The following is a 23,276-nucleotide window of genomic DNA, read 5'->3' as shown; positions in this document are numbered from 1 at the left end:
TGCGGTTAGCCTCTTTTTTTGCCTTTCACTTCAGCGCGGATGCTGAAACTGTAATGTTGCTGGTTGTAATAGACGTCAGACACTTCGAACTTCATCCCGTCCGTGAATTCAGTCACGGCGCGCGAGTGTAGTACCGGTTCATCCCGTGACAGATTCAACGCCAGCCGGATCTGATGAGAGGGCAACTCTGCTGAAATCTCTTTATTGCTTCCCACCGGTTCGAAACCCTTTGCACGCAAATAGGCATATTTCGACGTGGTGAGATCTTCGCGGGTCAGATCGGGGAACATATCTGCCAGCAGCCAGCACTGTTCGTAGACAAAAGGCGCCTGGCCGAGCAGGCGCAGGCGTACCATAAAATGCAGCGCGGTGCCGACCGGCACCTCTAACGCGGCGGCGATCTCGGTATCCGCGCTGGTGCGTTTAAATTCCAGTACGCGATTTTCAATCGGCTGATTGATCTCGACCGCTAGTTCGCTGGCAGTCAGATGGCGGTCGAGCGGCAAATTGACTTTGCTAAGCGTCGTCTTTCTGACAACAAACGTTCCGCGTCCGCGAAAACGCTCCACCCGTCCCTGACGCACCAGATAATCCACCGCTTTACGGGCAGTCATGCGTGAGACGCCATAAATTTCACACAGCGCGGCCTCCGTTGGGATCGGATCGCCGGGTTTAATCTCTCCGGCAGTGATTTTTTCAGTAAGCTGCTGTTCTATTTGCAAATAAAGTGGAACGAACGAGGTTTTGTCGATTTTCATCAGCCCTCCGGTAAGCTGTTTGAATTGTATAGCGGGGTATACATTTGAACAAATTTAACGCGAAGAATTGTGCGCTGGGAGGGGTTTTGAGGCACGTGCGTGAGGGGAAAAAAACCCAACCCCGGATAGGGTCGGGTTGCAGGCTTTATTCAGGCAATAACGCCGATGAAGAGAACTGGCTGCCGCCCTCCTCCTGACGTTTGAAGCGCCAGCAGTGCTGATGATATTTCGCCACACTGTTACGGTGCGCGACGCTTATCACAGAGGTTTGAGGCAATTCGCTGACCAGCAGGCTGTACATCCGCTGTTCGGTTTCGTCATCCAGTGCACTGGTGGCTTCGTCGAGGAACAGAATATCCGGTTCGATAAGCAATGCGCGGGCAAATGACAAACGCTGCTGTTCACCAGGCGACAGGCGCTGGCTCCAGTTGGCGTATTCGTCCAACACACTTTGCAGATGCGGTAAGCAGCACTGTTCCAGCACGGTATTCAACTGGTCATCGGTGTAGTCGCGGCTGGATTCCGGGTAACTCAAGGCTTCACGCAAGGTGCCAATCGGTATGTAACTGCGCTGTGGCAGGAACAAATGACTTTTACCGGCGGCAAGGTGAATATTCCCCGCACCGTAAGGCCAGATCCCCGCAATGGCGCGCAGTAGGGTTGATTTACCACAGCCGGACGGGCCTGCAATCAACACGCGCTCACCGGCCTTTAGGCTGGCTGAAATGTTGCAAAACAGCGGGCTGCCGTTGGGTAGCTTCAGGGTTAAATCGTCGAGTTGCAGATCCACACTGTCTGATTCACGCACGCTGATACCGCGTGGCTGTGCGTTGACCTGATCGATTGCCGCATTGAAACCCGCCAGACGGTTTACACACGCTTTCCAGCTTGCGAGATCGGTAAAGGCGTTGATAAACCACGAGAGCGACCCCTGAACCTGACCGAACGCCGAGGCGATTTGCATCAGCGCACCCATCTGAATCGCGCCAGAGAAGTAGCGTGGCGAAGCGACCAGAATCGGGAAAATATTGGCGAACTGGGCGTAAAACGTGGAGGCGACGTTGAGGCTACGGGTGACCTTCATGATCGACCACCAGTTGGTTTTGATCGACTCAAACTTGCCACTTAGCTGCTCACGTTCGCTTTTCTCACCGTGATAAAGCGCGATCGCATCGCTGTTTTCACGCACGCGGATCAAACCGAAACGGAAGTTTGCTTCGAACCATTCCTGATTAAATCCGAGGCGTACCAGTGGCTTACCTACCCACCAGACCACGACCGAACCGACAATCGCGTAGAGCAGCGCGAACCAGAGCATATAGCCTGGGATGGTGAATTCATGGGAAGAGATGGCGAAAGTTAATGGTCCGCTGATGGCCCAAAGTATAAACACGAAGGAGAAAAGGGTGACTACGCTCGACAGCAGCCCGAGCACCAGCGAAAGCGTTCCGCTGGTCAGTGCGTTGAGATCGTCGGAAATACGCTGGTCCGGGTTATCCACCTGATGTTGATACTCGGTGTAATAATAGGCGTGATTGCCCAGCCACTTGTCCATATACTCTTCGGTCATCCAGCGCCGCCAGCTCATTTGCAGGCCCTGTGTCAGGTAGACTTTATAGATGGCAATGACGATAAAGAGCAGCGCCAGCCAGGTAAATTTGAACAGCTGGGCTTTGAAAACCGGATAGTTTCTGTTTTGCAGCGCATCGTAAAACACCCGGCTCCATTCGTTGAACTGAACGCTCAGGTATACGCTTGCCAGTGAAAGGATAACGATAGTGGTCAACATGCTCCAGGCACGCCACTTCTCTTCCGAGAGCCAATAAGGCTTAATCAACTGCCAGACAGCACGCCACGGTGCCGATTTCCCAGGTTTATTAGTCATAAATTGCCGTGTTTCAAAAATATTTATGTTGTGAATGAATCATCATCCCAGAATGAGTGACCCAGCGCGAGAGGGCAATGGAACACATGTAAGGATGTTTTTCCCGCGGTAAAGTTCAATTCCGTATTAAGAAAAGGGTGTTTGATGAAAGTGGTATTGAATCTGTTGATACTGGCAGGATGCTCAGTCAGTTTGCAGGCTTTGGCGAAAATCGATGAGCCTGACATTAATGGGGACTGCCTGAAGGCGGGTATTTACGCCTCCGCCGGGAAAGTGGCCTATCAGCAGGGCCAGTATAACAAGGCGCGCGAAGTGTTTCGTGACCAGGTGGCATGGAGTGAATTTTGCCATAAACCGCAGGATACCATTGCCACCGCCTACAACAATATTGCCCTGACCTATATCCGTCAGGGGCAGTACCGCAAGGCTAAAGCCTGGCTGGCACTGGCGCCGGAGGACAAGAAATCTCAATACAACCTCAGCCAGATTCAGCCCCAACTGAATGTTTTACCCGCCGCCCCGAGCGTCGCCGGGTTGTACTGGCAATACGCCGGTTATGGCAACTGGAACGTGGTCGAAGTGAAAGCCGAAGAGGCACAATTTCGCATTGATTTCAGCGGAATGTACATGGGGTTGATGTCACTCTATTACGGTCCGAATACCGGTGAGTTCTCGGTGGTGACAACGGTAAAAGAGGGAAAAGCGGAGTATCACGAAGTCGATGATAAAAATGCCGGTGGCGGTCAGTGCGTGGTTAATATGGATTTCGCTGCGGAACAGGTCAACCTGCACACCCTTGGCGACTGCGGTTTTGGCATGAACGTGCAGGCTGAAGGACCGTTTGTACGGGTCCTGTAGGTAGAATGTTGTCCTCCCCTAAACCCACAGGTCTGGGGGAGGACTGCAACATTACGTTTCAGAGTTTTACTGGGGCCACTTCATTTCACCCTTCAATACCTTTGCGCTCATCAGCAGCGACGAATCATCTTTCAACTGCGGATAGTGGCCTTTCATGGTGGTGATCAGCGCCGTGGAATCCTTGGCTTTTGGCAGCTCTTTTTCCAGCGTCAGCAGATAATCTTTGGTGAATCTCACCGATTCCAGCGTATGTGGTGCGCCGGGCAGGAAGTGGCCCGGCACGACGGTAGCCGGTTTCAGCGCAGTGATTTGATCCAGTGCGGCAACCCACTGCTGACGGGATCCCACGGTTTGGTTGTCGGCAACCCACAGATGCATGTTATTGCCATCCACCAGGACACCACCCACTACGGCTTTCAGCGAGGGGATCCACACGAAAGTGCGGTCGGCCACCTGGCCTTTCACTTCAAACTTTTTGCCTTCCAGTTCAAAGCTGTTGCCCTTCAGTGCCTGCGGCACGATCACGGTTTTCGGCGCATTTTCTTTCAGTTGCGGTCCCCAGAAGGCGACTTTGCCCTGTTTGGTGGCGTTGATTTCATCAATCGTCGCCTGAGTCGCGAGGATCTTCGCATCAGGGAAAGCGGCATGAACAACATCCAGCCCAAAGTAGAAATCCGGATCTGACTGGCTGATATAAATCGTGGTCAGGTTTTTGCCGCTGGCTTTAATCTTCTCCACCAGCTTTTCTGCGTCGTTGCGCTGGAATTGCGCGTCGATCAGCACGGCGTCTTTTTCACCGGTGATGATCTCAGACGATACCGGGAAGACGCTGTTTTCACCCGGATTGTAGACTTCCATTTTCAGATCAGCGGCATAGGCAGACAGGCTGGTGCCGAGCAGTAACGCGGTGGTCAGGGCGATTCTTTTGAAACGTTTGGCGTTCAGGCGCATGGGATTTCCTCAGAGAGAATAGGGGCAAAATAATAAATATCGGTAAGCACCTACTGTACGTTGCATAAAGCGGGAGAAAAACCGGATAATGCGCAACTGTTTGTTGCACAAACCGGACGAATCCATGGACAGAATTACCGCTGCTGAAGTTTTTGTCGCCATTGTTGAACGGGGAAGTATGGTCAGTGCCGCCGAGTCTCTGAATATGTCGCGCGCGATGGTGACGCGATATCTGTCTGAAATGGAAAAGTGGTCCGGTGCACGCCTGCTGCACCGCTCGACCCGTAAACTCAGTTTAACGGATGCCGGTGAAAACACCCTCGCACGCTGCCGGAAAATGCTGGCGGTGGCGGCAGAGATGGTGAGCGTGGGTGCCAGTCAGGACGACGCGCTGCGCGGTTTATTACGCCTGAGTTGTTCGCAATCTTTCGGGCAGGGCGCGGTGGTGATCGCCGTTGCGGAATTTTTACACCGCCATCCGCAGGTCAGCATTGATCTGCAACTCGAAAGCCGGGCGATCAACCTGGTGGAAGACCGCATCGATCTGGCGCTGCGCATCACCAATGATCTTGACCCTAACCTGATTGCCCGCCCGCTGGCGCAGTGTCCCTCCGTCGTCTGCGCCTCTCCGGCCTATCTGGCCGCTCAGGGGACGCCGCAAAAGCCGCAGGATCTGGCGCTGCATAACTGCCTGACCTACAGCTATTTCGGCAAAAGTCTGTGGCAGTTTGAGCGCGAAGGTGAAAAAACGGCGGTGCCGGTCAGTGGCAACCTCAGCGCCAATGAGTCGCTGGTGCTGCTGACGGGCGCGGTGGAGGGGGCGGGGATCGTTATGCAACCTTACTACTCTGCCGCGCCGCTGGTGGCCACCGGTCAACTGGTGGCATTGTTACCGCAATGGCAACCGCAAAACATGGGCATTTACGCCATCTACGCATCACGCCGGCAAATGCCAACGGCTTTGCGGGCATTGCTGGACTTTCTGGTGACGTGGTTCGCTGGGCATCCGCGCTGGTTGTCACTGAGTGCTGAAAAATAATCCGATGACACCGGTGGCACGACATTTTGAAACTTTTGCACACATTTTACTCATTATTTAAATATCAACTAGTTAAGGGTTTACCCATCCCATTTTGTGCCATCCGGTCAGGCCAAAACTGGTCAAAAGTGTGATCTGCGTGGTATTTCTGTGCCCTACGCAACATTGTTCTAACAATTATAAATAAACCAACGGGGAAATTTATGCCTGTTTCACTACTGGCACTGGCGCTGAGTGCGTTTGCGATCGGCACCACGGAGTTTGTCATCATGGGGCTGTTGCCTAATGTGGCGAACGATTTACAGGTCAGCATTCCGCTGGCGGGCTGGCTTATCAGCGGATATGCACTGGGCGTTGCCATCGGCGCGCCGATCATGGCGGTGCTGACGGCCAAATTACCGCGTAAGAAAACCCTGTTATTGCTGATGGTGATCTTCATCTTCGGCAACCTGATGTGCGCCTTGTCGTACAGCTACGGTTTCCTGATGCTGGCGAGGGTGATCACTGCTCTGTGCCACGGTGCCTTCTTTGGTATTGGGGCCGTAGTGGCCGCCAATCTGGTGGCACCGAACCGCCGTGCCTCAGCCGTTGCGCTGATGTTCACCGGTCTGACACTTGCCAACGTGCTGGGTGTGCCGCTGGGTACCGCGCTCGGTCAGGCGCTCGGCTGGCGTTCAACCTTCTGGGCGGTGGCGATTATCGGCGTGGTGTCACTGTTCGCGCTGTACAAGAAGTTGCCGGATAAGAAAGACGAAGAGCCAACGGATTTACGCAAAGAGATGGGTGCGCTGCGCGGTCTGGGACTATGGCTGTCGCTGTCGATCACGGTGTTTTTCTCCGCCGCGATGTTTGCGCTGTTCACCTACATTGCGCCGATGCTGACGGAAATCACCGGTGTGTCTGAGCACGGTGTCAGCTGGACGCTACTGCTGATTGGTCTGGGTCTGACGATCGGTAATGTGGTCGGTGGGCGTCTGGCGGACTGGCGTCTGGGCGCGACCCTGACGATGATTTTCCTGCTGATTGCCGTCTTCTCGGCGCTGTTTAGCTGGACCAGCGTGAACCTGCTGGCGGCTGAAGTGACGCTGTTCTTCTGGGCGATGGTCAGCTTTGCCGCCGTCCCGGCGTTACAAATCAACGTAGTCACTTACGGCAAAAATGCGCCGAATCTGGTCTCAACCCTGAACATTGCGGCGTTTAACGTCGGTAATGCGCTGGGTGCGTGGGTCGGCGGGGCAGTGATTGCCCGCGGCATGGGGCTGACAGCGGTTCCGCTGGCAGCATCTGGCCTGGGGCTGATTGGTTTTGTGCTGTGCATTGTGACGTTCCGCCGTGCGGCGAAAAAAGCTGAAAAAGCGATTGCCTGATGAATACGCCGCCCCCGACGTAATGAAGGGGGCGGTAAAATATTAAGGTGTTACCCAGACGTAGTCTGCCTGCCGCTTATCCACTTCAATCCCTTGTTCTGACAGCATTAATACCGTCACAGATGCTGTTGGCTGTATATCCTTCACATGCACCGGCACCCCAACGTTTCGGTTCGCATGATAGCCTCCTACGATCAACAAAGCCGGCTGCGGCGCGGCCAGCAGGCGCTGTGCCATTCTGCGGTCACGCTGCTGCTGAATCGCCAGCATCGCGTTGAGTTGTTGTGGCGCAATATTTTGCTGATGTGAGATGCGGATGGTTTCGGCAATGGCTTCTTTCACCGGCGCGGTGGCGCTGTTGTTACCGGCCGGGAAGACCGGGTTCTGGTAAAAGGCCATGATCTCGCTGCGGTCCAGATTGGCGTAAAGCAGCGGGTAAGGCGCTTTCATCGCGGCTATCACCACGTCGCTGTACATCGACCAGTCCCAGCCTTTTTGCCAGTTGAGCAGTTCCGCCACCTGCGTAGGACGGGCTTGCGGGTTGGTTTGCAGCCAGACTTTAACCTTATCCACCTGCGGTTGCTGGTTAGGTGTCAGCATTTCCATCAGTACGCTGCCCTGCGGGCGCAGCAGTGGCAGGCTCTGAACCAGCCAGTTTTCGATCTGATGGTGGTACGGATTGTCGTGCTTCTCACCGACAACCACCAGAGGTGCGTCAGCCAGATAGCTTATTAACTCAGACTGCGAAAGTGTTTTGCCCGTGCGTAAATCGGTAATGGTGCCGCCCGGCGGAGTGACCGGAGCGGGCATTTTTTGTGGCGTGGTTGAGCAGGCAGTGAGTGCCAGAATAGCCAGAAGTAAAAACTTGTTCATGGTGATCCTCATTTTCCATAGCGGGACTGTGTTCGCATGTTATGGATAATGATTATCATTTACAAGATCGCCTGCCGAGGGCCACCTCAAGACGTCCCGCAAACCGCTCTGCCTGCTGGTGGCAATGTTCGACGAAAGTGGTGACCAGCGCTGAGGCAGGGCGATGCAGCGGGCGGATCAGGCTGACAGTGAAGGGCACAGGCAGGCTGAACTCACGGATTACCATGCGGTCACCGCCGCGTTCCACGTAGTCCAGCGCGGTCAGCGGATTGACGACCGACACGCCGACGCCTTCACACACCATGCTGCACACGGACGCGGCGCTGTGGGTTTCCATCACCAGACGGCGGTTCACCTGATGCTCGGTGAACAAAATATCCTGCAGTTGGCGGTAGCTGTCGGTGGCGGACAGGCTGATAAAATTGTGACCGCTAAAGTCCTGCGGCGTGAGGCACTTTTTTGCTGCCAGTGCGTGGCCCGCGGGCAGCACACAGACTTCGTTGAGCGTCAGCAGGTTCTGGCGTTCGGTGCCGGCAGGCGTGTGGGTATTTTCGGTCAGCCCGAGGTCATGGCGTTGCGCCGACAGCCACTCTTCGAGCAGCGGCGATTCCTGCGGCACGATATTGAAGCTGACATCCGGATAGCGATCCAGAAAGGGTTTGCACACCGCAGGCAGCAACGACTGGCTGAACACCGGCAGGCAGACGATGGAGAGCTGTGCCTGTTCAAACTGACGGATGCCCTCCGCCGCGCTGACGATACGGTCCAGCCCGTAATAGGAACGCTGTACTTCCTCGAACAATCGCAGCCCTTGAACCGTCGGAAAAAGACGGCCGCGCAGGCGTTCAAAGAGCTGTAAATTCAGCAATTTCTCGCAGCGCGCCAGCTCGCGGCTGACCGTTGGCTGAGAAGTATTAAGCAACGCGGCGGCTTCGGTCAGGTTACCGGTAGTCATTACGGCGTGAAAAATTTCGATATGGCGCAGTGAAATGGCTGGCATGGGGACTCCGCAGGGCGGTGACGGGGGGCTATTCCCATATCATAAATGAATAGATTGGTGCGAAACAGATATTTTCCCGCAGAGAAGGGATCGGCGATACTCATGTTAACTTCTTCTTAGCCGATCTCAGGACTCTTTATGCCACGCGCCTTAAACGATACTTCTACCGCGCTGAATGCCGCCAATCTTCTGGCACTGACGCAGCAATATGGCTGTCCGGTTTGGGCGTATGATGCGCAGATCATCAGCGAGCGTATTGATCAGTTACGCCAGTTTGATGTGATCCGTTTTGCGCAGAAGGCTTGTTCGAATATTCATATTCTGCGTCTGATGCGTGAGCAGGGCGTGAAGGTGGACTCCGTCTCGCTTGGCGAAATTGAACGTGCACTGCTGGCCGGTTTTGTGCCAGGCCGTGCAGCCAGTGAGATCGTCTTCACCGCTGACGTGCTGGACCAGCCGACGCTGGACCGCGTGACTGAACTGGATATTCCGGTGAACGCCGGGTCGATTGACATGCTGGGACAGATTGGCCGCCAGAAAGCCGGACATCCGGTGTGGCTGCGCGTCAATCCTGGTTTTGGTCATGGCCACAGCCAGAAAACTAACACCGGCGGCGAAAACAGCAAACACGGCATCTGGTATGCCGATTTACCTCAGGCACTGGCTGAGATTGCGCGTTATGACCTGAAGCTGGCGGGCATTCATATGCATATCGGTTCCGGCGTGGATTACGCTCACCTTGAGCAGGTGTGCGATGCCATGGTGCGTCAGGTGATTGAAACCGGTCATGATATTGATGCGATTTCTACCGGCGGTGGTTTATCGATTCCCTACCATTTCGACGAAGAAGCCATCGATACTGAGCACTATTACGGATTATGGAACCGCGCGCGTGAGCAAATTGCCACACATCTCGGCCACGCTGTGCATCTGGAAATTGAACCGGGCCGTTTCCTGGTTGCCGAGTCTGGTGTGCTGGTGGCGCAGGTTCGTGCCGCTAAAAACATGGGCAGCCGCCACTTTGTTCTGTGCGATGCGGGTTTCAACGACCTCATGCGCCCGGCCATGTACGGCAGCTATCACCATATCTCATTGCTGCCAGCTGATGGCCGCGACCTCAGCGGACAACGGCTGATCGATTCAGTGATTGCCGGTCCGTTGTGCGAATCTGGCGACGTGTTTACGCAGGAAGCGGGCGGCGGCGTCGAAACTTTCCCGCTGCCGCCGGTGCAGATCGGTGACTATCTGGTGTTCCACGATACCGGCGCGTATGGCGCATCGATGTCATCGAACTACAATAGCCGCCCGCTGCTGCCGGAAGTGTTGTTCGAAAACGGCGTGCCGCGCCTGATCCGCCGCCGTCAGACTATTGAAGAGTTACTGGCGCTGGAACTGATCTGATTAAGTCCGGGGCTCGCCTGCCTTTCAGCGGCTGGCGAAAGGCCCTGGTAAGACTGATTCACGTAATTTCAATTCGCCGGTAAAGGGCATAATCGGCGCCAGCGGTTTGCCTTCAATCAGCCGCAGCGCCTGCGCAATGGCGGCGGCTATCATGGCGTCAATCGGCAGATAGACGGTCGAGAGCGCCGGATGCAAATACGCCGCGCTCGGCTCATCGTCAAATCCAAACAGGGAAAGATCCTCCGGCAGGCGAATTCCCGCCTGATGCAGCGCCTTCATCGCCCCGACGGCCATATCGTCATTACAGCAAAAAAGCGCACTGAAACTCACGCCGCTTTCCAGCAGGGTTTTACAGCCGTAGTATCCGCTCGGCACGCTGCTGTCGCCGTGGGCCACGCGTAGCGATTCAAACCGCAGCTGGTGATGAGCCAGCGCGGCTTTGTACCCTGCCAGCCGTGCCTGCGCGGTCGGCGTGCGCATCGGGCCGGTGATGCAGGCGATATGGTGATGGCCCTGTTTGATCAGAAACTCCGTCGCTTCAAAAGCCGACTGCTGCTGCTCAAAGTAGACGCAACGCTCGGGTGCGTCGGGCAGTGCGCGGTTGACGACCATCAGCGGAGTAGACAGGGTGCCGAGCAGGTTCATCAGCTGGCTGTCGGACATAAAACGGGTGTAGAGAATAATGGCATCGCAGCGCCGGTCAGCCAGCAAATGTACGGCCTGCAGCTCATCTTCTGGCGTGTCGTGGCCGTCGGTCACAATCAGGTGTTTACCACTGCTTTCCGCCAGTTTCGCGGCCTGACGCAGTAAGCGGCCAAAATAGGGGCCGTCGAAATTGGAGATAACCAGCCCGAGGCTGTGCGAGCTGTTGGTCGCTAGCGATTGCGCCAGAAAATTGGGCCGGTAGCCGAGTTCCTCCATGGCGCGAAATACCGCATCACGCGTGCTCTGTTTTACCTGCCCGGTGCCGTTAAGCACCCTTGATACCGTTGCTTTTGAGACTCCCGCGCGCAGCGAAACGTCTAACATAGTTACCATCGGTCTCTCATCCCCGCATCCGGCTAATTAAACTTAACTTTATCACAGCCCGGCGACGGGGAAGGGAGTGAAATCCGTCAGTTCGCCTGTTCTTTCTGCGCAAACATCTCTCGGCGCAGCAGGACGATCTCCCCGGCCAGATCCCGGCACAACATGGCGGTCATCAGGTGATCCTGCGAATGCACCATGATCAGGTTGACCGGGATCTTGCCGGTGCCCTCATCCAGACCGATCAGCTGTGTCTGCACTTTGTGTGCTTTGCGGGCCGCGTCATCCGAGGCTTTAAGCATCGTATCGGCTTCCTCCCACTGCTGTTTACGTGCGCTCTGAATCGCCATCATGGCGTGGGATCGCGCTTCGCCTGCGTTGATCAATAACTCCATGACGGTCTGTTCGAGGTCGAATTCCATCGTTAACTCCAATTGGTATACCAGAATGGGTGAAATTCATCATATTGGAATTCCAATATTCACATGTGAGAACGAGATCACAGAAATTAACCGTCAGTAAGCTATTTTTTGGCATACCAAATTGCGATGACGCTGTACGCACTGGATAAACAGGAAGACCTCAGAACCGGAATCTGACCTATTTCGCGACAGAAATTTTTTCTGGCACCTCTGCACCGGGTATTCACACTGCCTTCTGCGCGGAATAAACACCCAATAGTTTAACGACGTATAAGAAGAGTAGAGGTGGTGTTATGTCTTTACAGGATCGTTTGATTGACTCTCTCGGGGGTTTTGCCAATTCGTTTAATAGCCTGCGGTATATTATGGCCATTAAGGCGGCGTTTATTACGTTAATGCCCGTTATTATTGTAGGGGCATTTTCAGTGCTGATCTCCAATATGGTGATGGACCCGAAAAATGGCCTGGCGCATTTCGAGATGTTCTCCTGGCTCGCGACGCTCAAACCGATTATGAGCAGTATTAATTATGCCACGCTGAGTTTTCTGACTATCGGTGCGGTATTTTTAATTGGTATTGAGCTTGGGAAAATTAACGGTTCGCGTTCGTTATTTCCCGGCCTGTTGGCGGTTATCTGCTTTATTGCCGTCACGCCAACCACCGTCGATATGATGGTCAACGGCCAGATGCAGGAAGTTAAAGACGTTCTGGCGAAACAGTTCTCCGATACTAAAAGTCTGTTCCTCGGTATGTTTATTGCCATTCTGTCGGTGGAGATCTATTCCGCGCTGGAAAAGGTTAACCGTCTGCGTATTAAAATGCCGGAAAGCGTACCGCCAAACGTTTCGGCCTCTTTCTCTGCTTTAATTCCCGCCATTATTACCGTGGTGATCATCGCTACCTTCGGCTTTGTTTTCCATCGCGTGACCGGCATGTATTTATACGATGCGGTGTACGAGGTGATCCAACGTCCGCTCGAGTCGGTGATGCAAAGCCTGCCGGGGATCCTGCTGCTGATGTTTGTCGCCCAGCTGTTCTGGGTGATCGGCATCCACGGCAACCAGATGATCAAGCCTATCCGCGAACCGCTGCTATTAGGCGCAATTATGGTCAACATGACGGCGTTCGAACAGGGTAAAGAGGTGCCGAACATCATCACCATGCCGTTCTGGGATGTGTACATGAGCATCGGCGGTTCCGGTTGCACCATCGGTTTGCTGCTGGCGGTACTGATCGCCACCCGCCGCAAAGAGATGAAAGAGATCGCCAAGCTGTCGATGGGGCCGAGCTTCTTTAACATCAATGAACCGGTAATTTTCGGTATGCCGATCATGCTCAACCCGATCCTGGCTATCCCCTTCATTATCACGCCGCTTATCACCGGTACCATCGGCTACTTTGCTACCAGTCTCGGTTTTGCCGGGCGCGCCGTGGTGATGGTGCCCTGGACCACGCCGCCGATCATCAACGCCTGGCTTTCCACTGCCGGGTCGATGGGCGCGGTAGTCACGCAGCTTGGCTGCATCGTGGTATCGGTGCTGATTTATCTGCCGTTTGTGAAAGTGGCGTCGCGCCGTGCGGACATGGCGCAACAGCAGGCCATGCAGCAGCAACAGACCGCCAGCGTGCAGCGCACCGCATAACTTAATGAATCAGAAACGAAAAGAGGTAAGTGATGAGTAAGGTTTCTATTGCCATCCCGGACGGCTTTATCCTTGGCGCGGCGGCTTCTGCCTGGCAAACCGAAGGCTGGAGCGGCAAAAAATCCGGCCAGGATTCATATCTCGACCTGTGGTACAAAAATCACCGCCACGTCTGGCACAACGGCTATGGCCCGGCGAAAGCCACCGATTTTTACCACCGTTATAAAGAAGATGTGGCGCTGATGAAGGCCAGCGGCCTGACGCACTACCGCACCTCGATTAACTGGTCGCGTTTCTTCACCGATTACGAGTTAGGAACGGTGGATGAAGAGTATGCGGCCTACATCGACAGCTATCTCGATGAGATGAAACGTCAGGGTATCGAGCCGATGCTCTGTCTGGAGCACTATGAATTACCGGCATATTTGATTGAAAAATATGACGGCTGGAGCTCAAAGAAAGTCGTCGAGCTGTTCGTGCTTTATGCCGAGAAAGTCTTTGCGCGCTTTGCCGGAAAAGTCAGCCGCTGGTTTACCTTTAACGAGCCGGTGGTGGTGCAAACCCGGGTCTATCTGGACGCTATCCGCTGGCCGTTTGAGCAGAACACCGGCAAATGGATGCAGTGGAATCACCACAAAGTGCTGGCGACTGCCAAGGTGGTAGAACTGTTCCGCCGTCAGGGTTATGACCAGCACGGCAGCATCGGCGTGATCCTTAACCCTGAAGTGACCTATGCCCGCTCAACGGCAGCGCACGACCGACAGGCGGCGCATTTGTACGATCTCTTTTATAACCGCGTCTTTTTAGACCCGATGATCAAAGGGGAGTATCCGCAGGAATTGCTGGATCTATTGCAAAAGCACGACGTGCATTTCGATTATTCGGAGCAGGAGCTGACGGTGATCCGTAATAACACCGTTGATGAAGTGGGTATTAATCTTTATTACCCGCATCGCGTGAAAGCGCCGGGCCGTGAATGGAATAAAGAGACGCCATTCCACCCGGCTTTTTATTATGAACATTTCGAACTGCCGGGTCGCCGGATGAATACGTCGCGCGGTTGGGAGATCTACCCGAAAATTGTGTATGACATGGCGATGCGCATTAAAAATGAATACGGCAATATTCCATGGTTTATTGCCGAGAACGGCATGGGCATTGAAAACGAAGGCCGGTTCCGCGATGCCGCCAGCGGTGAAATTCAGGATGATTACCGCATTGAATTTGTCGCCGAACATCTTTACTGGGCACTGAAAGCCCGCGAAGACGGGTCGAATTGCGGGGGCTATATGTTGTGGGCGTTTACCGACAACGTTTCTCCCATGAATGCGTTTAAAAACCGCTATGGCCTGATTGAAATAGACCTCGACGATAACCGTAACCGCCATCAGAAAAAGTCATCGCACTGGTTTAAATCACTGAGTGAAACAGGCGTGCTTTCATTAACGCTGGACGACGAAGATAAATAACTGAGGGAATCGTATGAAACGTATCGTACTGGCCTGTTCAGCAGGCATGTCCACGTCACTGGTGGTCACCAAAATGGAAAAAGAGGTCGCGGCGCGCGGTCTGGAATACAAAATCTACGCTATTCCCGAGCAGGATTTACGCGATGAGCTGGAGCAATATGCGCAGGATGTGGTGGTGGTGCTGCTCGGCCCGCAGGTGCGCTTCAAGCTGACCGAGAATAAAAAACTGACAGATCGCTACAACATCCCGATCGCCATCATAGATTCGGTGGCTTATGGCACATTGAACGGTGCGAAAGTACTGGATCAGGCACTGAGTTTGCTACACTAGGCGCGGCTAAAAATCCGGTATACCTATCAGGTATGCCGGATCCCATTCATAGTTTTCGGGGCATTAGGGTGGAAGTGTGGAAAAGGGCGCGGTTTCGCAGGAACGTAAGCAGTATCAGGAAATAGGTCATGACCTGCGGGAGAAAATCCAGCAGGGGCATTTTGCTATTGGCACGCGTTTGCCGCCTGAACGAAACATGGCCGAAACCTACGGTGTCAGCCGCACCATTGTGCGCGAAGCCTTGCTGATGCTGGAGCTGGAAGGAACGGTGGATATCCGCCAGGGTTCCGGCGTGTATGTGATCCGAATTCCCTCGGCGGAAGAGGGGCAGGATGACCTGCTCTATCAGGGCCAGATCGGGCCTTTTGAGATTTTACAGGCGCGGCAGTTGCTTGAGAGCAACATCGCCGCGTTCGCTGCCAAGATGGCGACCAAAAACGATATCGAAAACCTGCGCCGTACGCTGGAGCAGGAACAGAGCGCGATTGTCGCTAACGACGAAAGTGGCGATAACGACCGTCTGTTTCACCTGCTGATTGCCGGGGCGACGCAAAATCAGATGCTGCTCGATTCGGTGAAAAATATCTGGCTGCACCGTGATTCCAGCCCGCTGTGGAAGCAGTTACACAGCCATATTGCCACCCGCGGTTACCGGCTGAAGTGGCTGGCGGACCACCAGAATATTCTGGCCGCACTGCGCCGCCGCGACGTCATGGGCTCATATCAGGCCATGTGGCAGCATATGGAAAACGTCAAAAATACCCTGATGGAACTCTCCGACGTGGACGCGCCGGAGTTCGATGGGTATCTGTTTGAATCAGTACCCATTTTTCAGGGCAAGATGGTTTAATGAAGGGTAATTACGACGATACTGCAGGGCCGGTCACTGAGTGACGGCGCACTAATGTTGGGCTGAACATGTGGGTGGTTTCCGGCAGCGGTTGCCCTTTGGCTAAGGCGAGCGCCAGCTGCGCCGCCTGATTGGCCATCGCGACCACCGGGTAACGCACCGTGGTCAGACGCGGGCGCAGATAGCGCGAAATCAGCACGTCATCAAAACCAATCAGTGAAATTTCCCCAGGTACATCAATGCTGTTGTCGCTTAAGACCGACAGCGCACCGGCGGCCATCGGGTCGTTGTAGCAGGTGACTGCGGTGAAGCTGCGCCCCAGCCCCAGTAAATCCGCCATCGCCTGTTCCCCGCCAATTTCATCCGGCTCACCGTAAGCGATCAGTTTGTCATCCACCGGAATGTTGTGCTCTTTCAGCGCGTCAAGATAACCCTGAAGCCGGTCAGTGGCGTCGGAAATGCCGTGGTTGGAACATAAAATTGCGATGCGCTGATGGCCACTCTGGATCAGATGACGGGTCGCCAGCCATGCACCGTGACGGTCATCCAGCGCCACACAGCGCTGTTCGAAATCGGGCAGGGTGCGGTTGATCAGCACCATGCCGGGGATCTGTTTCATCAGGCTTTGCAGCTCGTCATCCGGCAGCATTTTGGCGTGAACGACCAGCGCCGCACAGCGGTGGCGGATCAGCTGTTCAATCGCCTGACGCTCTTTATCGACATTATGATAGCCGTTGCCGATCAGCAGGAAATTCCCCGTGGCATAGGCCACCTGTTCGACCGCTTTTACCATGGCACCAAAGAAAGGGTCCGAAACATCAGCGACAATCAGGCCAAGGGTTTCTGTCGACTGCTGCGCCAGCGCGCGCGCATTAGCATTCGGGTGATATTGCAGATGTTGCATAGCGCTCTGCACCGCTTCCCGCGAGCTGTCACTGGCCTTGGGTGAGTGGTTTATCACGCGTGAAACCGTCGCGACGGAAACACCCGCCAGTTTTGCAACATCTTTGATGGTAGCCATTACACGTCCGAAATTTGTGTGAGGGTAAGCGTTTACACTATCAGTTTTGCGGAAAAAGCGGGGTGGGGCAAGGGATGCAGATCGCAACTTTGTGATGCAAGGCAATGTTTTGGGGATTAGTCACTGGCAGGTATACCCCGATTGAGGCCAGCTTCCCCTGCAAACCTCCCCGATTATCGATATTTGTGCTTTGAGTTTCTTCCTGCCGGAATGTTACTTTTAACCCTATTCACTTGCTTCTAATAATAATCCCATCCGAGAACAACATGACAATCAAACGCTATCCGCAACTGGCTCACTGGGGAGCCTATACCGCCGTCGTAGAAGACGGGCGGCTGATCCGCTGCGAGCCGTATTCGGCGGATGCCGATCCTTCGCCACTGCTCGACTCCATCGTCCCGCTGGTCTACTCCGACAAACGTATCCGCAAACCGGCGGTGCGCCGTTCGTGGCTGCAAAAGCGCGAAAACAGCGATCGAACCCTGCGCGGTAAAGAGGACTTTGTCGAAGTGGACTGGGATCTGGCGCTGGATTTGGTCGCAGAAGAGAACAAACGCGTACGTGACCGCTACGGCGCCTCGGGAATTTTTAACGGTTCATATGGCTGGTCCTCCGCCGGTCGCCTGCACCATGCGCGCTCCTTAGTGCGGCGTTTTTATTTCACCGGTGGCGGCGGCGTGGACCAGCAAGGCAACTACAGCTGGGGCTCGGCGCAGTTCTTCCTGCCGTATGTGATTGGCACCTTTACGCCGATGACCGGCCGCGTCACCTCGTGGCCAAGCGTAGTAGATAATGCGGAGATCCTGCTGGCCTTCGGCGGACTGGCGCTGAAAAATTCGCAGGTGGCGTCCGGCGGTGCCGTGGAGCACACGCTAAAACCGGCGCTTGAGCAGCTGGCGAAAAAAGGCACACCGGTGATTAACATCAGCCCGATGCGCGATGACTGCCCGGCGTTCCTGAATGCGGAGTGGATCCCTATCCGCCCGAATACCGACGCCGCCTTGATGATGGCGATTGCCTTCGAAATTCAGCAGCAGGGCGCGCAGGACGATGCTTTCCTCGCCAGCCACTGCGTGGGCTATCCGCAGCTGGCAGCTTATCTGCAAGGGGAAACCGACGGCGTGGCGAAAACGCCGGAATGGGCGAGCCACATTACCGGCATTCCGGCCGCACGCATCGCCGGTCTGGCGCAGCAGCTGATTGGCGTGCGCAGTTTTATCACCTGTTCTTACTCGGTGCAGCGCGCCCATCGCGGCGAACAGCCGTACTGGATGATGATTGCGCTCTCGGCGATGCTTGGGCAGGTCGGCCTGCCGGGCGGCGGTTTCTCCTTTGGTCACGGTTCGATGAACAGCGTCGGCAACCCGCGCTTTGACACGCCGGGCCCGGCGGTGAGCGCTGGGCCTAACCCGTCCGGCCTGTCGATCCCGGTGGCGCGCATCAGCGACATGTTACTTAACCCCGGCCAGCCGTATGAGTTTCAGGGTGAAACGCTGAATTATCCGGATATCCATCTGGTGCACTGGTCGGGCGGTAATCCGTTCCATCATCATCAGCAACTTAACCGGCTGGTGGAGGGCTGGCAGAAGCCAGACACGGTGATCGTGCAGGACAACGTCTGGACCCCGGCTGCCAAAATGGCCGATATCGTATTACCGGCCACCACCACGCTGGAGCGCAATGATATCGGCGGTTCGTCCCGCGACCGCTTCGTGCTGGCGATGCATCAGGCCATCGCGCCGCAGCATCAGGCGCGTAATGACTTCGACATTTTTGCAGATCTGGCTGAACGTCTGGGTTACCGCGAACAGTTCACTCAGGGCCGCGACGAAGACGCCTGGCTGCGACATATCTACCAAAAATGCGGCGAAGCGCAGAACGGTACCGGTGTGGAATGGCCAGACTTCGAAAGCTTCTGGGAGCGTGGCTTTGTCGAATTACCGATGCCGCAGAAAGATTTCGTCTTCTTCGAGGAGTTCCGCGAAAGCCCGCGCGCCAATCCGCTCGGCACGCAGAGTGGCAAAATTGAGCTGTTCTCCGAGAAAATTGCCAGCTATGGCTACAAAGATTTTGCCGGGCACCCTGAGTGGAAACCGCCGGTAGAGTGGCTGGGGTCTGACACCGCTAAACAGTGGCCGCTGCATCTGATCTCCATCCAGCCCAAAGACCGTCTGCACAGCCAGCTCGATCAGTCACCGCTGGCGCAGTCGAACAAAACGGCAGGTAAGGAAACGCTGATGATGCACCCTGAGGACGCCGCCGGACGCGGGCTGCAAAACGGCGCACTGGTGAAAGTCTCCAATGATCGTGGCAGCTGTCTGGCGGGCGTAGCGCTGAACGACGGTATTACCCGTGGCGTGGTGCTGATGGCAACCGGTGCGTGGTTTGATCCGGGTTTTGGCGGCAAATGGAAGGAGACCGAGCAGGCGGGAAACCCCAATGTGTTGACGCTGGATATCGGCACCTCACCGTTGACCCAGGGGCCGAACGCCATGAGCTGTTTAGTGGAAGTTGCGCCGCATCCGTGACGCCGCGATAGCGTTTGCAGCAACGCTAATGATTTGCCCAACGCGCTAAAATTTTATCGGGTAACTGCCTGATGTTTCATGAATGTGTGAACTTTGGCAGTTTTTCACCACTGGTTACACTTTGCGGGATTATGTTGCGATTGGCTGCTGGCTGGGCATTAGCTAAGCCGCTAAATTGAACGTCCCAGAGGTATTGATTGGTGAATCATCAACGTACTCTGTACGTTGATACCGATTAGATTTGCACCAACCTACGCGGATGCGTAGGTTTTTTTTGCCTGAAATTCACGATTTTTCTGTTATCTGACGTGCATATTCCTAAAGTGTCCTCCCTTGAATCGTCAAAATCCCCCCTGCTGTAGTATGCTGTTTCTATGTCCTTTTTTGCCCAAAATTCATGATGATTCATAAGGAGATGGCTCAGATGTACAACTTTCTATTTAGGTTTTTTCGGCTGCTGTTCCGGCTGGCGTTTCGGGTCACGGTGACACCGGAAAACGCCAGTTTTGATTATCCTAAGTTGTTGATAACCCCTAATCATGTCTCGTTTATCGACGGCATATTGTTGGTGCTTTTTCTGCCGGTCAAACCGGTGTTTGCGGTTTACTCCAGCATCACCGAAAGCTGGTATATGCAGTGGCTGAAACCTTATGTGGATTTCGTGCCGTTAGATCCGACCAAACCGATGGCAATCAAACGCCTGGTGCGTGAAGTCGAAAAAGGCCGCCCGGTGGTGGTGTTCCCTGAAGGGCGCATTACCGTCACCGGTTCTTTGATGAAAATTTATGACGGCGCGGCCTTTGTGGCGGCGAAGTCTCAGGCGACGGTCATTCCGGTGCGCATTGACGGTGCCGAGTACACACCGTTTGGCCGCCTGTTTGGCAGCTTTAAAATCCGCTGGTTCCCGAAAATCACTATCAACATTTTGCCCCCGCAACAAGTGCCGATGCCGGATGCACCGCGCGCCCGTGAGCGACGCGTACTGGCCGGGCAGAAACTCCATGACATCATGATGGATGCGCGGATGAGTACCCGTGATCCGCAAACGCTCTATCAGGCATTGCTGTCCGCGCAGACCCGTTATGGTCGCCGTAAACCTTGCATCGCTGATATCGCCTTCAAAGAGGACAGCTATCAGGGGTTGCTGAAAAAATCCCTCGGTGTCAGCCGCATTCTTCAACGTTTCACCCGTGAAGGTGAACACGTCGGCATGTTATTGCCGAACGCCACTATCATGGCGGCTGCGCTGTTTGGCGCGTCTATGCGTAACCGTATTCCGGCGCTGCTTAACTACACCGCGGGTGCGAAAGGCATCAAGAGCGCGATGAAAGCAGCGCAGATTGAAACCATCATCACCTCGCGTCAGTTTCTGGAAAAAGGCAAACTCACCCATCTGCCGGAAAATGTGCCGGAAGCAAAATGGGTTTATCTGGAGGATCTGAAAGATACGGTGACCACCGAAGATAAGCTGTGGATCCTCTTCCATCTGATCTTCCCGCGCCGGGCGATGCTGCCGCAAAAAGCCGACGACGCAGCGTTGGTGCTATTTACCTCCGGCTCAGAAGGCAACCCGAAAGGCGTGGTGCACTCTCATGCCAGCCTGCTGGCTAACGTTGAGCAGATCCGCACCATTGCGGACTTCACGCCGCGTGACCGGTTTATGTCCTCGCTGCCGCTGTTCCACGCTTTTGGCCTGACGGTGGGGTTGCTGACGCCGCTCATGACCGGCGCGCGAGTGTTCCTCTATCCAAGCCCGCTGCATTACCGCATTGTGCCGGAGCTGGTTTATGACCAGAACTGCACCGTGCTGTTTGGTACTTCCACCTTCCTCGGTAACTATGCGCGCTTTGCTCATCCGTATGATTTCGCCCGCCTGCGTTACGTGGTAGCCGGGGCCGAGAAGCTGTCTGAAAGTACCAAGCAGATTTGGCAGGACAAATTCGGTATCCGCATTCTGGAAGGTTATGGCGTGACGGAGTGTGCCCCTGTGGTTTCTATCAATGTACCGATGGCGACCAAAATCAACACCGTTGGCCGTATCATGCCGGGCATGGAATCGCGCCTGATTAAGGTGCCGGGCATTCAAGAGGGCGGGCGCTTACAACTGCGCGGCCCTAATATTATGAAAGGCTATCTGCGGGTGGAAAACCCCGGCGTGCTGGAAACCCCACAGGCTGAAAATGCCGAAGGCGAAATGCAGGCTGGCTGGTACGACACCGGAGATATCGTCACCCTCGATGAGCAGGGATTCTGCGCCATTAAAGGCCGCGTAAAACGCTTTGCTAAACTGGCCGGTGAAATGGTGTCGCTGGAAAGCGTGGAGCAACTGGCGGTGAAAGCCTCGCCGGATGCTCAACATGCGGCGACGTCGCGCAGCGACAGCAGCAAAGGCGAAGCCCTGGTGCTGTTTACTACCGATGCCGAACTGCGCCGCGATGCGTTGTCGAAAGCGGCCCGCGACCTCGGATTGCCAGAACTGACCGTGCCGCGCGATATTCGCGTGGTGAAAGCCTTGCCGTTACTGGGCAGTGGTAAACCTGATTTTGTCACCCTGCGCGAGATGGCAGAAAAACCGGAGAACGAGGCATGAGTCAGCCCTTAGCTGCAAAATCCCCGCTGATGTCGCGCAGCATGACGGCGGTGATCGCCGCGCAGTTCCTGTCGGCATTCGGCGATAACGCGCTGCTGTTCGCCGCACTGGCATTAATCAAACAGCAGCTTTACCCCGACTGGAGCCAGCCGATTCTGCAAATGGCGTTTGTCGCCACTTATATCATTCTCGCGCCCTTTGTCGGCCAGTTCGCCGACAGCTTTGCCAAAGGCCGGGTAATGATGTTTGCCAATATTCTCAAACTGGCCGGGGCTGCCATCATTTGCGCCGGTCTGAATCCTTTCCTTGGTTATACCCTAGTCGGGATTGGCGCGGCGGCTTACTCACCAGCTAAATACGGAATCCTCGGTGAAATCACCGAAGGTGAACAACTGGTGAAAGCCAACGGCCTGATGGAAGCGTCAACCATCGCGGCTATTTTACTCGGTTCGGTGGCCGGTGGTGCGCTGGCTGACTGGAGCATTCTGGCTGCGCTCGGTATCTGTGTGCTGGCCTATGCGGCGGCAGTGGTGGCGAACTGGTTTATTCCGAAGCTTGCAGCGGCGCGCCCGGGGCAGTCATGGAATCCGAAGGCCATGACCACGACCTTCTTCCGCGCCTGCCGTATTTTGTGGAACGATGGTGAAACCCGTTTCTCTCTGGTGGGTACCAGCCTGTTCTGGGGCGCGGGCGTGACGCTGCGTTTCCTGTTGGTGCTGTGGGTGCCAGTGGCGCTGGGGATTACCGATAACAAAACTCCGACGTTACTCAATGCCATGGTTGCGATTGGCATCGTCTTTGGTGCGGCGGCGGCGGCCAAGCTGATCACCCTCAAAACCGTTAAGCGCTGTCTGCCTGCGGGCGTGGCAATTGGCGTGGCAGTTGTTGTCTTTGCGGTACAAACCAGCATGATGAACAGCTACGCGCTGCTGGTGATTGTGGGCGTGCTGGGCGGATTCTTTGTCGTGCCGCTGAATGCCCTGTTGCAGCATCGCGGTAAAGAATCGGTTGGTGCAGGTAACGCGATTGCAGTACAGAATCTCGGTGAGAATACCGCGATGCTGCTGATGCTCGGCCTGTACTCGCTGGTGGTGATGATGGGCGTTCCGGTGGTTGGTATTGGAATTGGCTTCGGTGTGGTCTTTGCGCTGGCGATTACCGCGCTGTGGGTGTGGCAGGTGGTGCAGAAACGCCGCAAATAACTCACCGTTTTTAACCAACAAAAACCCCGGTTAATCCGGGTTTTTTGTATATTATCGTGATG

The 23,276-nt window shown here is 55.0% G+C and carries 19 protein-coding genes; 11 read left to right on the top strand and 8 right to left on the bottom strand.

Annotation, left to right across the window (positions count from 1 at the left end; translation table 11 throughout):
• Positions 1-5 precede the first annotated feature (5 nt).
• Together ACZRKO_RS15710 and ACZRKO_RS15705 are read right to left on the bottom strand one after the other, a co-directional pair.
• Positions 6-758 (bottom strand): GntR family transcriptional regulator, encoded by a 753-nt coding sequence (locus ACZRKO_RS15710; protein ID WP_463738202.1) that lies wholly within the window; start codon positions 756-758, stop codon positions 6-8.
• Between the two features lie 145 nt (positions 759-903).
• Positions 904-2,643 (bottom strand): ABC transporter ATP-binding protein/permease, encoded by a 1,740-nt coding sequence (locus ACZRKO_RS15705; RefSeq protein WP_463738201.1) that lies wholly within the window; start codon positions 2,641-2,643, stop codon positions 904-906.
• 144 nt (positions 2,644-2,787) lie between these two features.
• Here ACZRKO_RS15705 and ACZRKO_RS15700 point away from each other — a divergent pair, with 144 nt between their 5' ends.
• The gene (locus ACZRKO_RS15700; RefSeq protein WP_463738200.1) at positions 2,788-3,501 is read left to right on the top strand and encodes a tetratricopeptide repeat protein; all 714 of its coding nucleotides are present in this window, start codon (positions 2,788-2,790) and stop codon (positions 3,499-3,501) included.
• A gap of 66 nt (positions 3,502-3,567) precedes the next feature.
• Here ACZRKO_RS15700 and ACZRKO_RS15695 read toward each other — a convergent pair whose 3' ends face one another.
• Positions 3,568-4,452 (bottom strand): MBL fold metallo-hydrolase, encoded by an 885-nt coding sequence (locus tag ACZRKO_RS15695; protein ID WP_463738199.1) that lies wholly within the window; start codon positions 4,450-4,452, stop codon positions 3,568-3,570.
• Between the two features lie 124 nt (positions 4,453-4,576).
• On the opposite strand from ACZRKO_RS15695, the gene ACZRKO_RS15690 reads away from it, so the two are divergent.
• Positions 4,577-5,491, top strand: coding sequence for a LysR family transcriptional regulator (locus ACZRKO_RS15690; RefSeq protein WP_463738198.1), 915 nt, complete (start codon positions 4,577-4,579; stop codon positions 5,489-5,491).
• Positions 5,492-5,694: 203 nt separating this feature from the next.
• The gene (locus tag ACZRKO_RS15685; RefSeq protein WP_463738197.1) at positions 5,695-6,858 is read left to right on the top strand and encodes an MFS transporter; all 1,164 of its coding nucleotides are present in this window, start codon (positions 5,695-5,697) and stop codon (positions 6,856-6,858) included.
• Between the two features lie 42 nt (positions 6,859-6,900).
• On the opposite strand, the gene ACZRKO_RS15680 is transcribed toward ACZRKO_RS15685, so the two are convergent.
• Positions 6,901-7,731, bottom strand: a complete 831-nt coding sequence (locus ACZRKO_RS15680; protein WP_463738196.1) for a ChaN family lipoprotein — start codon at positions 7,729-7,731, stop codon at positions 6,901-6,903.
• A 55-nt stretch (positions 7,732-7,786) separates the two neighbouring features.
• On the bottom strand, positions 7,787-8,731 hold the full coding sequence (locus ACZRKO_RS15675; protein WP_463738195.1) for a LysR family transcriptional regulator: 945 nt from the start codon (positions 8,729-8,731) through the stop codon (positions 7,787-7,789).
• Positions 8,732-8,869: 138 nt separating this feature from the next.
• On the opposite strand from ACZRKO_RS15675, the gene lysA reads away from it, so the two are divergent.
• Complete coding sequence (gene lysA, locus ACZRKO_RS15670) at positions 8,870-10,132, top strand: diaminopimelate decarboxylase (RefSeq protein ID WP_463738194.1); 1,263 nt, start codon at positions 8,870-8,872, stop codon at positions 10,130-10,132.
• Between the two features lie 24 nt (positions 10,133-10,156).
• On the opposite strand, the gene ACZRKO_RS15665 is transcribed toward lysA, so the two are convergent.
• On the bottom strand, positions 10,157-11,170 hold the full coding sequence (locus ACZRKO_RS15665) for a LacI family DNA-binding transcriptional regulator (protein WP_463738193.1): 1,014 nt from the start codon (positions 11,168-11,170) through the stop codon (positions 10,157-10,159).
• A gap of 77 nt (positions 11,171-11,247) precedes the next feature.
• Entirely contained in the window at positions 11,248-11,580 is a 333-nt protein-coding gene (locus ACZRKO_RS15660) for a PTS lactose/cellobiose transporter subunit IIA (RefSeq protein ID WP_463738192.1), read from the bottom strand.
• A gap of 293 nt (positions 11,581-11,873) precedes the next feature.
• Between ACZRKO_RS15660 and ACZRKO_RS15655 the strand changes: the two genes are divergently transcribed.
• From ACZRKO_RS15655 to ACZRKO_RS15640, 4 genes are all read left to right on the top strand, one after another.
• On the top strand, positions 11,874-13,223 hold the full coding sequence (locus ACZRKO_RS15655) for a PTS sugar transporter subunit IIC (protein WP_463738191.1): 1,350 nt from the start codon (positions 11,874-11,876) through the stop codon (positions 13,221-13,223).
• Between the two features lie 32 nt (positions 13,224-13,255).
• Positions 13,256-14,692: a glycoside hydrolase family 1 protein gene (locus ACZRKO_RS15650; protein ID WP_463738190.1), complete on the top strand. Its 1,437-nt coding sequence runs from the start codon at positions 13,256-13,258 to the stop codon at positions 14,690-14,692.
• A gap of 13 nt (positions 14,693-14,705) precedes the next feature.
• On the top strand, positions 14,706-15,023 hold the full coding sequence (locus ACZRKO_RS15645; protein ID WP_463738189.1) for a PTS sugar transporter subunit IIB: 318 nt from the start codon (positions 14,706-14,708) through the stop codon (positions 15,021-15,023).
• Positions 15,024-15,099: 76 nt separating this feature from the next.
• The gene (locus ACZRKO_RS15640; protein WP_463738188.1) at positions 15,100-15,873 is read left to right on the top strand and encodes an FCD domain-containing protein; all 774 of its coding nucleotides are present in this window, start codon (positions 15,100-15,102) and stop codon (positions 15,871-15,873) included.
• A gap of 10 nt (positions 15,874-15,883) precedes the next feature.
• On the opposite strand, the gene galR is transcribed toward ACZRKO_RS15640, so the two are convergent.
• Positions 15,884-16,894: an HTH-type transcriptional regulator GalR gene (gene galR, locus ACZRKO_RS15635; protein WP_463738187.1), complete on the bottom strand. Its 1,011-nt coding sequence runs from the start codon at positions 16,892-16,894 to the stop codon at positions 15,884-15,886.
• 266 nt (positions 16,895-17,160) lie between these two features.
• On the opposite strand from galR, the gene ACZRKO_RS15630 reads away from it, so the two are divergent.
• The 3 genes from ACZRKO_RS15630 to lplT all read left to right on the top strand — a co-directional run bounded on the left by ACZRKO_RS15630 (position 17,161) and on the right by lplT (position 23,214).
• Positions 17,161-19,422, top strand: a complete 2,262-nt coding sequence (locus tag ACZRKO_RS15630; RefSeq protein ID WP_463738186.1) for a molybdopterin guanine dinucleotide-containing S/N-oxide reductase — start codon at positions 17,161-17,163, stop codon at positions 19,420-19,422.
• Positions 19,423-19,846: 424 nt separating this feature from the next.
• Positions 19,847-22,012 (top strand): bifunctional acyl-ACP--phospholipid O-acyltransferase/long-chain-fatty-acid--ACP ligase, encoded by a 2,166-nt coding sequence (gene aas, locus ACZRKO_RS15625; RefSeq protein ID WP_463738185.1) that lies wholly within the window; start codon positions 19,847-19,849, stop codon positions 22,010-22,012.
• Positions 22,009-23,214, top strand: a complete 1,206-nt coding sequence (gene lplT / locus ACZRKO_RS15620; protein ID WP_463738184.1) for a lysophospholipid transporter LplT — start codon at positions 22,009-22,011, stop codon at positions 23,212-23,214. The genes aas and lplT overlap by 4 nt, the downstream gene beginning before the upstream one ends.
• Positions 23,215-23,276 lie beyond the last annotated feature (62 nt).

It is taken from the genome of Ewingella sp. C233, from assembly GCF_055407225.1.
Note: the sequence above shows the minus strand (reverse complement) of the source record. Positions and strands in the feature narration are given on the sequence as shown.